Below are 11,530 nucleotides of genomic sequence, written 5' to 3'. Positions count from 1 at the left end.
TTTCCCCCGCGAAGAGGCCAGGTCAGGCAACACAACTCAAACAGCCGGACACTGATGGGTCACACAGTGAATCCCGCCACCCCCGGCGGCAATGGCATCAATATCCAGCTGCACGATATCGCGCCCCGGGTACAACGCCGCCAGCAACGCCCGAGCCTCTTCATCGGCCTGCGCATCACCAAACTGCGGCGCGATGATCGCGCCATTGATCACGAAGTAATTGACGTATCCGGCCGCAAAGTCTTCATTGCCCTTGCTGAACCTGTTACGCCGCCCGCGCTGTGGCGGTGACACGACATGAATCTGCAACGTCCGGCCTTCTGCATCGGTGGCGCGCTTGAGAATCTCAAGATGCTTGCGCGTCACGCCGTGGTCATACGATTCCGCGTCGTTGTCCAGGTTGGCAATCACCACCCCCGGCCGCACGAAGCGGGCATAGAAATCCACATGCCCGTCAGTGATGTCCTCACCGGCGATGCCCGGCAGCCAGATAACCTTGCTCAACCCCAAGCGCTCCTTGAGCTCGGCCTCGACCTCGGCCTTGCTCCAGCCCTTGTTGCGGTTGGCATTGACCCAGCTGCTTTCGGTCATGATGCCGGTGCCATGGCCATCCACTTCGATGGCACCTCCTTCACCGACCAACTCGCTGCGCTGATAGCGCGCGCCGGCGAGTGTGGCGATCCGCTTGGCCAGCTGTGCATCGTTGCGGTGGCGCTGCTTGTTGCCCCAGCCGTTGAAGTTGAAATCCACCGCGCCCAGCGCGCCGTCGTCATTGAGGACGAAGTTGGCGCCGATGTCGCGCATCCAGATGTCGTCCAGTTCGCACTCGACAAAGCTTGTGCGCGGGCTGGCGCAGTGCTGCTCGGCCAGCTTTCGTTCGCTTGCCCGGCAGAACACGGTGACCGGCTGATAACGCGCGATGGCTTGGGCTATGCGGCCCAGGGCAGCTTGCACATCGGCGGTGAAGTCTTCCCAGATGACATCCTGGGCGCCGAAGGCGATGAAGGCGCGCTGCTGCGGTTCGCCCTCGTCAGGCATGAGCCAGCGCCCGGGCTCGTCGGCGCGAGTCAGGCCCAGGGGCAAGCCAAGGCCGGTGCCGAGGCCGGCCGCCAGTGACAGTTGCAGGAAGGTTCTACGGCTTGGCATGGCTCAGTCCTGTGCAGTCTTGAAGCGTGTCCACACGCGCATGCGTGCCCGCATGTCAGCCTGTGGAATATCGCGGCCCGGTATTAGTCGGGCATAGGTTGCTTCGTCGAGGTAGATATCGGGGTTGTCGCGCATGCGTGGGTCCACCGCCTGGCGCGCCTTGGCGCTGGCAGTGGGGTAACCGGTGAAGTTGCTGATGGCAGCCATGTTCGCCGGGCGCATGACGAAGTTGATGAAACGATAGGCGTATTCCGGGTGCCTAGCGTCGGCCGGGATGGCCATGGTGTCCATCCACACCGTGGTGCCTTGGCGGGGCACGCGGTACTGAAAGTCCAGGTGCTTGCCTGCGGCCTCGGCCGTGCGCTGGGCCTGGATCACGTCGCCGCTATAGCCCAGGGACACGCACAGGTTTTCGTTGACCAGTTCGGTCACCGGCTGCGACTGGAACTTGCGCACATACGGGCGTATGGCCTTGAGCAGCTCGCTGGCGGCGGCCAAGTCTTCACGCTTGGCGCTGCGTGGCTCGCGCCCCAGGTAGTTGAGGACCACAGCCAACACTTCGTCGGGCGAGTCGATGACCGAGATACCGCAGTCGGCGAACTTGGCCGCCAGCTCCGGCTTGAACAGCAGGTCGAGGTTGTCCAGCGGCGCATCGGGCATGCGCTGGCGGACTTTCTCGGCATTCACCGTCAGGCCGATGGTGCCCCAGGTGTAGGGGACGGTCGCCTGGCTGGCCCTGGGGTACCGGGCATGCAGCTGGCGCAGGCCGGGCTCGATGTCGTCCAGTGCCTCAAGGCGGCTGTGGTCCAGTGGCTGCAGGCTGCCGGCGCGCATCAGCCGTTCGGCAACGGTGTCACCGGGGAACACCAGGTCGTAGCCACTGCGCCCGGACATCAGCTTGGCTTCGAGTACTTCACTGCCGTCCATGACGTCGTAGATGACCTGGATGCCGGTTTCGGCCGTGAACTGCTTCAGGGTGTCCTCGGCAAAATAGTCGGCCCAGTTGTACAGGCGCAAAACGGCCTGTTCGGCCTGGGCCTGGCTGGCGCAAATGGCCAGCGCCAATGCGGCTAGAACGTGGTGTTTCATGCTCAGGCCCTCAGGGTATGTGGATGCTTGCCGTCCAGAGTCAGCAGTGGGGCGTACATTTCCGGGCGACGGTCGCGGTAGATGCCCCAGCTCAGGCGGTCATCGCGCATGCGTGCCAGGTCCAGGTCGTGCAGCCAGATGCCGCCGTTGTCACGGTCGGCCTCGGCGAGCATGGCGCCCTTGTGGTCGCAGATGAACGACGAACCATAGAAGCGCATGCTCAACGAAGCGTCGCTGGCGGCGACTTCATCGCCTACGCGATTGGCCGCCACCACCGGCAACAGGTTGGCGGCGGCGTGGCCGCGCATGGCCACCTGCCAATGGTCGCGTGAGTCCAGTTCGGCGCAGCCGGGCTCGGAGCCGATGGCGGTGGGGAACAACAGCACTTCGGCGCCCATCAGTGCCAGGCAGCGAGCGGTTTCGGGGAACCACTGATCCCAGCAGATACCAATGCCCAGGCGGCCAAAGGCGGTATCCCAGACCTTGAAGCCGGTGTCGCCAGGGCTGAAGTACTCCTTCTCCTGGTAGCCGATAGCGTTGGGGATGTGGGTTTTGCGGTACACCCCGAGCAGGCGGCCGTCGGCATCGGCCACGGTCAGCGAGTTGAAGAAGGCATTGCCGGCGCGCTCGTACCAGCTCAGCGGCAGCACCACGCCCAGCTCGCCGGCCAGCGCAGCGAAGCGCTGCAGCATCGGGCTGCCGGGGTAGGGCTGGGCGAGGGCCTGGTGCTGGTGGTCCTGTTCGATGCAGAAGTACGGGGTAGCGAACAGCTCCTGCAGCAGGATCACCTGGGCGCCTTTGGCAGCGGCTTGGCGCACAAGCTGTTCGGCGCAGTCGAGGTTATCGGGCAGGTTCCAGCTGCACGGCATCTGAGTGGTGGCCACCCGTAGCAGGCTCATGGCTGTACCTCCGGCTGCTGCTGGGTAATGCAGTGGATGCCGCCACCGCCGTGGGCTATGTGGTCGATACGCACGGGTACGATCTGCCGGCCCGGGAAAGCGTGGGCCAGCTGTGCAGCGGCCTCCTGGTCGGCGGCGATGCCATAGGCCGGCATGATGATTGCGCCGTTGGCGATGTAGAAGTTGGTGTAGGACGCACAGAACACTTCGGCGTTATGGTCGACCGCGGCGGTGGCTTCGTACAGGTCCAGCAGTTCGAAGTGTCGGCCCCGGGCGTCCGTGGCCAGTTCCAGGGCACGGCGGTTTTCCCGCACAACTTCGGCGTACAACGAGCCTTGATCATGCGTGGCGTCGACCAGCAATACGCCTGGCCGGGCGAAGGCACACACGCCGTCGATGTGGCCGTCGGTCATGTCGCCGGTGACGTATTGCGGGTCACCCGGCAGCCAGACGGTCTTGCTGATGCCCAGATGGCGGGCAAAGCAGGCTTCGAACTCGGCCTTGCTCACACCAGGGTTGCGGTTGGGGTTAAGCAGCACCGATTCTGTGGTGATCAGCGTGCCTTCACCATCGACATGCACCGCGCCACCTTCGTTGCATAGCGAGGTGCTGAAACCGTCGAGGCCTAGCTGGTCGAGGATGCGCCGGCCCAGGCTGCGGTCCAGACCATGCTGCGACTTGTCGCCCCAGGCATTGAAGCGCCAGCTCAGGCCGGCCAGGCCATGCTGCGGGTGGCAGACGAAACTCGGGCCGCTGTCACGGCACCAGCTGTCGTCCACTGCCAGTTCGATCAGCTCGATGTTGGCACCGCAGAGCGCGCGGGCGCTGGCCACGGCAGACGGGTCGACCACCATCTTCACCGGCTCGAAACGAGCGATGGCCGCTGCGACCCGAGCGTAGTCCTGCTGTACATCGGCCAGGCGCACGTTCCAGGCGCTTTCCCACAAGTCCTGATTGTGTGGCCAGATCATCCAGGTTGCCGCGTGACGTGCCCATTCGGCGGGCATGCGCCAGCCACTGTCGAGGAACAGGTGCATAGTGAACTCCGATCTATGAAGGATTTTTATCAACGAAGCCCGCCGTCGCGGGTGTTGGTATTCATGCTATGGCTAGGCCTGGCGGGCGACAAACGATAGATTTAGCGCACATCTGATTAGCAGGGCTTATCAATCATGCTTAAACACTGGCCACCTCTTAATGCCCTGCGCGGTTTCGAGGCTGCGGCGCGGCTGGGCAGTTTCCATAAGGCTGCCGAGGCGCTGAACCTCACGCAGTCGGCCATCAGCCAGCAGATCCGCAGCCTGGAAACCTACCTGGAGCAGCCGCTGTTCCACCGCAGCGGGCGCAGCGTGAGCCTGACCGATGCCGGGCATGACCTGCTCAGCACCACCCAATCGCTGTTGCAGCACCTGGCCGTGGGCATTCGTCGGCTTGACCAGTACCGCAAGCCTGACCAGTTGGTGGTCAACACCAGCCCGGCATTTGCCAGGCATTGGCTGTTGCCGCGGCTGGCTGACTTTCACCGGCGTTGCCCGCAGGTCGACTTGTGGTTGTTCACCAGCTTCGAGGTGCCGGACATGGCCACCGAGACCATCGACCTGGCCATCCGCGATGACCTCAGTGCCCAGGCCGAGTGCAGCTTCAGCGTGCTGCATCAGGATCAACTGTACCCGGCCTGCCATCCTTCAATGGCCGCTTCGGTTGTGCGCACTACCTTGCATGGCGAGCGGGAGATGGACTGGAGCCATTGGCAGCTGGAGGGTGGCGAGGATGTGGGGCAGCAGGGCAAGGGGCTGAATTTTTCCGATCCCGGGCTGTTGCTGGATGCGGCGAGCGAGGGGCTGGGGGTGGCCCTGGTCAGCCAGTTGCTGGCACAGCGGGCGATGGAGGAGGGGCGTCTGCAGGCGTTGTCGGCGCAGCGGGTACGGGGGCCGGCGTGGGCTTGCCTGGTGCATCGGGACAGTCAGGAAGATCCGCTGGCCCGGCAGTTTCTGGAGTGGTTGAAAGGTGCTTTGGCCTCAGAGTGATGTTGGCATTACTGGCCCTATCGCCGCCAAGCCAGCCCCCACAGGTACCCCACAGGGCGGAAGGTTTGCGCAGTCCTTGTGGGAGCTGGCTTGCCGACGATAGGGCCGGTACAGGTAAACCCAGGTTTTGCATCCTTTTGATCACCCCGTAATATGTGTCGGATAACCTGCGGGGGTAGTCTCACCCTCTGATCAATCGGAATCGCCCCACGCGGCGCTTCCCCGGCATAAACCTGACGAGGTACAGACATTGGCCATCATTCATCCTAAGGTTCGCGGTTTTATCTGCACCACGACTCACCCGAAGGGCTGCGAGCTCAACGTCCGTGACCAGATCGAAGCCACCCGCAAGCTGGGCGTGCGCGAGGATGGCCCGAAAAAGGTCCTGGTCATCGGTGCTTCCAGTGGCTACGGCCTGGCCGCACGTATCACCGCAGCGTTCGGTTTCAAGGCCGACACCTTGGGCGTGTTCTTCGAAAAACCAGGCACCGAAACCAAGGCCGGCACTGCTGGCTGGTACAACTCCGCTGCCTTCGACAAGTTTGCCAAGGCCGAGGGCCTGTACAGCAAGTCGATCAACGGTGACGCCTTCTCCGACGAGGCCCGTGCCAAGGTCATCGAGCTGATCAAGAACGAGATGGGTGGCAAGGTCGACCTGGTCATCTACTCGCTGGCCTCGCCTGTGCGCAAACTGCCGCAGACCGGTGAAGTCATTCGCTCGGCACTCAAGCCGATCGGCCAGCCCTACAAGTCGACTGCCATCGACACCAACAAGGACACCATCATCGAGGCCAGCATCGAGCCGGCCACCGAGCAGGAAATTGCCGACACCGTCACCGTCATGGGCGGCCAGGACTGGCAGCTGTGGATCGATGCCCTTGCCGGCGCCAACGTGCTGGCCGAAGGTGCTCGCACCGTGGCCTTCAGCTACATCGGCAGCGACATCACCTGGCCAATCTACTGGCACGGTGCGCTGGGCCAGGCCAAGCAGGACCTGGACAATACCGCTCTGCGCCTGAACAAGAAATTGGCCGACGAAGTGAAAGGCGGCGCCAATGTGGCCGTTTTGAAATCGGTGGTCACCCAGGCCAGCTCTGCCATTCCGGTGATGCCGCTGTACCTGTCGATGGTCTTCAAGATCATGCAGGAGAAAGGCGTTCACGAAGGCACCCAGGACCAACTGGACCGTATGTACCGCGACCGTCTGTATCGCGCCGATGGTGCGCCGGCCGAAGTCGACGAGAAGGGCCGTCTGCGCCTGGACGACTGGGAGCTGCGCGACGACGTACAGGACGAGTGCAAGGCCCTGTGGCCAAAGGTCACCACCGAGAACCTGTTCGACCTGACCGACTATGCCGGTTACAAGAAGCAGTTCCTCAACCTGTTCGGCTTCGAGCGTGCTGACGTCAACTATGACGACGACGTGGCCACCGATGTGAAGTTCGACTGCATCGAGCTGTAAGCCGAACCGGGCTGGCCCTATCGCCGGCAAGCCAGCTCCCGCAGCTAGACCACAAGCCTCATGGCCTGTGGAATTCTGTGGGAGCCGGCTTGCCGGCGATAAGGCCAGCACAGGTTCAAGATTTTTTGCTAGTTTTGGCGCACAACAACAGGGAATGCGCCATGAGTAGCCTCACCCAACCCGCCACCCCTTTTCGCCAGGCCACAGCCGATGGCTACAGCCTCGGCGGCTTCTGCTGGCGTCACGCCCAGCCTGACCCCCAGCGCCCGCTGGTGATCATCAACGCGGCCACTTCGGTACGCTGCCGCTATTACTCCCGCTTTGCCGACTACCTGTTTGCCCAGGGCTGCGATGTGCTGACCTACGACTACCGTGGCATCGGTGAATCTCGTCCGGCTTCGTTGCGTGGCTTCCAGGCATCGTGGAGCGACTGGGGCCGTCTGGACTTCGAAGCGATGTTGGCGCATGCGACCGAGCGTTTCCCCGGCCAGCCAATAGACGTGGTGGGGCACAGTTTTGGCGGTTGCGCAGTCGGCCTGGCACCGTCGGCCGGCCAGATACGCAGGGTAGTGATGGTAGGCGCGCAGTTTGCCTACTGGCGCGATTATGCGGCTGATCAACGCTGGCGGCTGTTCGGCAAATGGCATGTGGTGATGCCTTTGCTTACCCGCGCTTTGGGCTACTTCCCTGGCAAGCGCCTGGGCTGGATGGAAGACACCCCGGCGGGGGTGGTGGATGACTGGACCACCCGTACGCCACGCTATGAGCACCGGCCAAGTGGGCGCCGGCTTGAGAGGGTACCGTTTGCCCACGTCCAGGCAGCGACGCTGGCCATCAGCTTGACCGATGACCCGTTTGGCACTGTGGCGGCGACCGAGCGCTTGCTGAGTTATCTACAGGGGGCCCGGCACCTGCGTATCGCGCCTGTGGATATTTCGGTCGAGGAAATTGGCCATTTCGCGTTTTTCCATGACCGGTTTCGCGAGAGCCTGTGGCCGGTGGCCTTGCAGTGGTTGATGCAGGGAGCGCTGGATGAAGGTGGGCCTGGCACCCTCATGGATTGAGGGTGCATTCTGTAGGAGCGGGCTTGTCCCGCGAATGGAGCCACGCGGTGCCTGGCACCGGCTTTGCCGGTGTTCGCGGGACAAGCCCGCTCCCACAGAGCCCCGCTTATCTCACGGCTTGCGCGACAGCGGCTGCCCGGCAAATTTCACACCGGCCAAACCATGCTCGATCAGCGCACGGATATTGCCATGGTCGCTGCCCTCAGGCGTGGCCAGCACATCACGGTAGTGCTCGCCAAAGGCCAGCAGCGCTTCCTGGTCGCTCAGCCCTTCCAGCAACGCCAGGCCCAGTGTCTTGCACGAGCCTTCGTTTTGCCCGGCTGCGTTCTCCACGCCGCCGTTGTTGAAGGCCTGCGGCTGATAGCTGTAATTGTCGGCAATGAACGCCAAGGTATCGGCAAATACATGGTGGCCGCTGGCCAGGCTGGCGCGCAGGGTGTTCAGATCAGTCACGAGGTTTTCCTTTTTCGAACGCCGCTTGTTGTTCGGCGCTGGCTTCTTTCTGGTATTGGGCTTTCCACTCGGCGTAGGGCATGCCGTACACCGCTTCACGGGCGTCATCCAGGCTCAGGTCGAGCTGGCGCTCGTCAGCTGCGGCCTTGTACCACTTGGACAGGCAGTTGCGGCAGAAACCGGACAGGTTCATCAGGTCGATGTTCTGTACATCGGTGCGCTTTTGCAGGTGTTCGACCAGGCGCCGGAACGCGGCGGCTTCGAGTTCGAGCTGTTGCTGTGGGGTCATGGGCTTCTCTCAGATCATGCGGTTCTTCAAGTGGCGGCCACCGTTGATGACCACCTGGCTGCCAGTGCTGTACTGGCTGGCGAGCAGGTACTTGACTGTCTCGATCAGTGGGCCGGCGCCGGGTTCGAACTCCAGCAGGGCCTTTTTAAGGGTTTGCTGGCGGTAGGCTTCGTCGCCCCCTTCCTTGAGGATCAGCAGCCCGGGCAGGATACCGTTCACATGCACCTTGGGCGCATATTTTTCAGCGAACGACAGCACCATGTTCTGCAGCGCAGCCTTGGTGGCAGCGTAGCCGATGTGGCTTTTGCTGCCGCGCGAAGAGGTTTCGTCGCAGATATGGATGATGTCGGCTTTGTCCACCTTGGCCAGCAGGTCGCCCAGGGCCAGATTGAGGTGGTAGGGCGCTTCAACGTGCAGGCGGAACATGGTCTCGAGGTTGTCGAGCCCGTCATCGAGCCACAGCGAGGCGTTGTGGATGATGGCGCGCAGGCCGTCGTAATGGGTATGCAGGTGATCGATCAGGGCTTGGCGATCGGCTGCCAGGCACAGGTCGGCCTGAAAGTGCACGATGTTCGGGTGGGCCGTCTGTGGATGGACGCTGCGGCTGGCACTGACCACCGTATGGCCGGCCTGTGCCAGTTCAAGGGCCAGGGCCAGCCCGACGCGCTGGCTGGCTCCGGTTACGAGAATGGGGCTGTTCATGTTCGGGGCGGTCAACTTGTCTGTCCTTTGGTTGCCGCCCAGCATACCCGAACTGTTTCCTTGTTGTATGGCCTGGGTTCAGCGGCTGCGCAAGGCGCCAGTGGTGGCCGGGGAGGCATGCAGCCAACTGGCCAGCAGGCGGGTGGACAGGGGGATGAACAGGTACACCATCAGCGGCGTCAGGGCCAAGGTACTGAGCATTACCCGGGGCAGCATGTCCAGCGTCGCCAGCCAGGGGCCGAACAGCAGATTGAACGCCAGCGAGACTGGGAAAAATGCCAGCCAGATGGCCACGGCCTGCTTCCAGCGCGGTGGTTTTTGCACCGTATTGGTGCCAAACCAGTCGTCGATACCACTGACGCGCGCCTCTTTGGGGCGCTCGAACAGCCCGTTGCCGCGCTGCAACCAGGCCCGGCGCGAGGCGGAATGCTCCCAGGCATGCAGGGTGGGTTCGTCGCTGAAGCGGAAGATGATCTGGAATTCGTCGCCATCGGCGGGCGGGGCGAGGATGCCGGAACCGAGGTAGCCGGGGAAGTCGGTGGCCAGCTGCTCGCCTTCATGCAGCCAGGCCAGCAGGTCCTGGTAGCGGCCATGGGCGGCGCGGCGCGACACCATCAAGGTGACGGGTGGGGTAGACATCGTGTATCTCCTGGCAACGGGGCTGGCGGGTAGCTGGCCCCTTTGGCTACGTGGCCCGGGGTGGTGGGCAACGCAGGTGTGCATGCAAGAATCGGGCGCGGATTATCGCGCCTGTGTGATCTTCGGCAAATGTCAGCCGGCAAACGGTTGCACCCTGCGATCGGTGTCGGCGTAGTAGAATGAGCGCTCAACTTCCGCACTCAGGGTACGCCGTGCAGATGAACGAACATGGACGTGATCCGCTGATCGAAGTGGCTCTTGAGCAGCAGGAGCTGTTTCCGATCCGCGAAGTTTCCCGACTGACGGGTGTCAACGCCGTGACCCTGCGTGCTTGGGAGCGCCGCTACGGGCTGATTCAGCCAACCCGCACCGACAGTGGCCACCGTCTTTATTCCCAAGCGGACATCGATGATATCCGCCGTATCCTCGGCTGGCTTGAGCGCGGCGTAGCGGTGAGCAAAGTGGGCAGCATCCTCGCTCGCGGCCATGCCCTTGCCGCGCAGGTCAGCGGGGCGACGGACGCCTGGTTACGCTGGCAGCACCAGGCGCGTCAGGCCGTGCAGCGGTTTGACATGGCCGGCCTGGACCGGCTGTTCGACGAGGTGTTTGCTGCCAACACCCTGGACCAAGTGTTCGCCGAGGTGTTCATGCCGGTTTGGCACGACCTGGCGGCCGGGCAGGGCGTCTATGGGCAGGCCAGCGAGTGGCTGTTCCTTGACCAGTTCTTGCGTGGCCGGGTATTCGCCCGTTTGCAGCTCGCCCATGTGCCGCGTGGCCGCACAGTGCTGCTGGCAGCGTTGCCAGGGCAATGCCACGAACTGGAATTACTGGTGACCGGCCTGAGCCTGGGCAGCGACGAGATTGGCGTGACGCCCTTGGCAAGCGGGCAGCCGCTGCAGGAGCTGGCGCTCGTCTGCGAACGCTTGGAACCCGATGCCCTGGTGCTGTTTTCCCACCACCCACCCACGGCTGAACTCACCCGCCGACTGGTGCGCATGGCTGCGGTACTGGAATGCCCGTTGTTGCTGGCCGGCGAAGCTGCAGAAGTGGCACAGGACCACCTGGCAGGCAGCCAGATCGCCTGTCTGGGGGCGCAAGGTAGTGTGATGCGCCAGCGCTTGCGGCAGTTTCTGGCCGGTCAGCTCGATACTTGAGTGTGCAGTTCGGGGTGCGCCCGGCGATGGGCCTGGAGGATGTAGTCGCGCAGGCGGTCGATCTCTTCTGCCGGGCTCTGGCCCAGGTCGTAGGCTGCCAGGTCCGGGCCGATGCGCCGGCCCAGCACACCATGCAGTTCGATCGGGCTGATGTCGCCCGGTGCGAAGTTCAACTCGAAACGGGTGGGCGCTGTTGGCAAGCCGCGGATCTCAACCAGTACACCTTTGAACGAAATATCGCGGACCCACAGGCCGCTTTGCTGCTCATGGCTGTCGAGCAACGGGCTGGGCGTATCCATCGGCAGCCGCCACGCGCGCAGCATGGGGCCGTCTTCGTAGATTTCCGGTGAACCCACTTGCAGATGCAAGGCGTGGAACTCATCTTCCACCAACTGCAGCGGGAAGCTGATCTGCTGGTTGTTGAACTGGGCCTGCAAAGTCACTTGTTCGTTGGCCACCAGGCGGGTCAGCAAGCTCTGGATGCGACGGTCGCCATTGACCAGCAGGCTCGACATCGAGTCGGCCAGGTTCAACTGTGGCGAATGCTGCATGCTCTGGATGAAATCCAGCTCGTCCTGGGTCAGGAGCGCGTCTGCTTGCATGATC

Annotated in this window: 13 protein-coding genes; 4 read left to right on the top strand and 9 right to left on the bottom strand. The window is 63.2% G+C overall.

The features are described 5' to 3' along the window. Positions 1–36: 36 nt before the first annotated feature. Genes ACK1VC_RS17975 through ACK1VC_RS17960 form a run of 4 tightly spaced genes read right to left on the bottom strand, consistent with a single transcriptional unit; the run spans position 37 to position 4,171 of the window. The gene (locus ACK1VC_RS17975; RefSeq protein ID WP_016489089.1) at positions 37–1,146 is read right to left on the bottom strand and encodes an agmatine deiminase family protein; all 1,110 of its coding nucleotides are present in this window, start codon (positions 1,144–1,146) and stop codon (positions 37–39) included. A gap of 3 nt (positions 1,147–1,149) precedes the next feature. Further along, positions 1,150–2,235, bottom strand: coding sequence for an extracellular solute-binding protein (locus ACK1VC_RS17970; RefSeq protein WP_031311934.1), 1,086 nt, complete (start codon positions 2,233–2,235; stop codon positions 1,150–1,152). 2 nt (positions 2,236–2,237) lie between these two features. Continuing rightward, the gene (gene aguB, locus ACK1VC_RS17965; RefSeq protein ID WP_191086968.1) at positions 2,238–3,134 is read right to left on the bottom strand and encodes an N-carbamoylputrescine amidase; all 897 of its coding nucleotides are present in this window, start codon (positions 3,132–3,134) and stop codon (positions 2,238–2,240) included. Beyond that, a complete protein-coding gene (locus ACK1VC_RS17960) occupies positions 3,131–4,171 on the bottom strand; it encodes an agmatine deiminase family protein (protein ID WP_060517409.1) in 1,041 nt (346 codons plus the stop codon). Before ACK1VC_RS17960 ends, aguB begins: the two co-directional genes overlap by 4 nt. Positions 4,172–4,306: 135 nt before the next feature. Here ACK1VC_RS17960 and ACK1VC_RS17955 point away from each other — a divergent pair, with 135 nt between their 5' ends. From ACK1VC_RS17955 to ACK1VC_RS17945, 3 genes are all read left to right on the top strand, one after another. Then, the gene (locus ACK1VC_RS17955) at positions 4,307–5,161 is read left to right on the top strand and encodes a LysR substrate-binding domain-containing protein (protein WP_016489085.1); all 855 of its coding nucleotides are present in this window, start codon (positions 4,307–4,309) and stop codon (positions 5,159–5,161) included. Between the two features lie 250 nt (positions 5,162–5,411). Then, the gene (gene fabV, locus ACK1VC_RS17950; RefSeq protein ID WP_095116114.1) at positions 5,412–6,623 is read left to right on the top strand and encodes an enoyl-ACP reductase FabV; all 1,212 of its coding nucleotides are present in this window, start codon (positions 5,412–5,414) and stop codon (positions 6,621–6,623) included. 161 nt (positions 6,624–6,784) lie between these two features. Beyond that, positions 6,785–7,687 (top strand): alpha/beta hydrolase family protein, encoded by a 903-nt coding sequence (locus ACK1VC_RS17945; protein WP_016489083.1) that lies wholly within the window; start codon positions 6,785–6,787, stop codon positions 7,685–7,687. Positions 7,688–7,798: 111 nt separating this feature from the next. Here the strand turns inward: ACK1VC_RS17945 and ACK1VC_RS17940 are convergent, their stop codons facing one another. The 4 genes from ACK1VC_RS17940 to ACK1VC_RS17925 are packed head-to-tail and all read right to left on the bottom strand — an operon-like array spanning position 7,799 to position 9,770. Further along, the gene (locus ACK1VC_RS17940; RefSeq protein WP_016489082.1) at positions 7,799–8,140 is read right to left on the bottom strand and encodes a HopJ type III effector protein; all 342 of its coding nucleotides are present in this window, start codon (positions 8,138–8,140) and stop codon (positions 7,799–7,801) included. Then, positions 8,133–8,429 (bottom strand): DUF1244 domain-containing protein, encoded by a 297-nt coding sequence (locus ACK1VC_RS17935; RefSeq protein WP_010955294.1) that lies wholly within the window; start codon positions 8,427–8,429, stop codon positions 8,133–8,135. The genes ACK1VC_RS17940 and ACK1VC_RS17935 overlap by 8 nt, the downstream gene beginning before the upstream one ends. Before the next feature lie 9 nt (positions 8,430–8,438). Further along, a complete protein-coding gene (gene folM, locus ACK1VC_RS17930) occupies positions 8,439–9,176 on the bottom strand; it encodes a dihydromonapterin reductase (protein WP_016489081.1) in 738 nt (245 codons plus the stop codon). 33 nt (positions 9,177–9,209) lie between these two features. Then, positions 9,210–9,770: an antibiotic biosynthesis monooxygenase gene (locus ACK1VC_RS17925; RefSeq protein ID WP_016489080.1), complete on the bottom strand. Its 561-nt coding sequence runs from the start codon at positions 9,768–9,770 to the stop codon at positions 9,210–9,212. A 218-nt stretch (positions 9,771–9,988) separates the two neighbouring features. Here ACK1VC_RS17925 and ACK1VC_RS17920 point away from each other — a divergent pair, with 218 nt between their 5' ends. After that, entirely contained in the window at positions 9,989–10,924 is a 936-nt protein-coding gene (locus ACK1VC_RS17920; RefSeq protein WP_096426750.1) for a MerR family transcriptional regulator, read from the top strand. On the opposite strand, the gene ACK1VC_RS17915 is transcribed toward ACK1VC_RS17920, so the two are convergent. Beyond that, positions 10,909–11,526, bottom strand: coding sequence for a PilZ domain-containing protein (locus ACK1VC_RS17915; protein ID WP_023047711.1), 618 nt, complete (start codon positions 11,524–11,526; stop codon positions 10,909–10,911). The two genes, ACK1VC_RS17920 and ACK1VC_RS17915, sit on opposite strands and share 16 nt — an antisense overlap. Positions 11,527–11,530 lie beyond the last annotated feature (4 nt).

This window comes from Pseudomonas sp. XP2 (genome assembly GCF_053557975.1).
The sequence above is the reverse complement of the archived record's forward strand: the minus strand, read 5'-3'. Positions and strand labels throughout refer to the sequence as shown.

What these genes read in the sequence shown, in the direction of transcription:
- ACK1VC_RS17975 (WP_016489089.1), bottom strand. Translation starts at nt 1,146, where the DNA reads ATGCCAAGCCGTAGAACCTTCCTGCAACTGTCACTGGCGGCCGGCCTC.
- ACK1VC_RS17970 (WP_031311934.1), bottom strand. Translation starts at nt 2,235, where the DNA reads ATGAAACACCACGTTCTAGCCGCATTGGCGCTGGCCATTTGCGCCAGC.
- aguB (WP_191086968.1), bottom strand. Translation starts at nt 3,134, where the DNA reads ATGAGCCTGCTACGGGTGGCCACCACTCAGATGCCGTGCAGCTGGAAC.
- ACK1VC_RS17960 (WP_060517409.1), bottom strand. Translation starts at nt 4,171, where the DNA reads ATGCACCTGTTCCTCGACAGTGGCTGGCGCATGCCCGCCGAATGGGCA.
- ACK1VC_RS17955 (WP_016489085.1), top strand. Translation starts at nt 4,307, where the DNA reads ATGCTTAAACACTGGCCACCTCTTAATGCCCTGCGCGGTTTCGAGGCT.
- ACK1VC_RS17945 (WP_016489083.1), top strand. Translation starts at nt 6,785, where the DNA reads ATGAGTAGCCTCACCCAACCCGCCACCCCTTTTCGCCAGGCCACAGCC.
- ACK1VC_RS17935 (WP_010955294.1), bottom strand. Translation starts at nt 8,429, where the DNA reads ATGACCCCACAGCAACAGCTCGAACTCGAAGCCGCCGCGTTCCGGCGC.
- folM (WP_016489081.1), bottom strand. Translation starts at nt 9,176, where the DNA reads ATGCTGGGCGGCAACCAAAGGACAGACAAGTTGACCGCCCCGAACATG.
- ACK1VC_RS17925 (WP_016489080.1), bottom strand. Translation starts at nt 9,770, where the DNA reads ATGTCTACCCCACCCGTCACCTTGATGGTGTCGCGCCGCGCCGCCCAT.
- ACK1VC_RS17920 (WP_096426750.1), top strand. Translation starts at nt 9,989, where the DNA reads ATGAACGAACATGGACGTGATCCGCTGATCGAAGTGGCTCTTGAGCAG.
- ACK1VC_RS17915 (WP_023047711.1), bottom strand. Translation starts at nt 11,526, where the DNA reads ATGCAAGCAGACGCGCTCCTGACCCAGGACGAGCTGGATTTCATCCAG.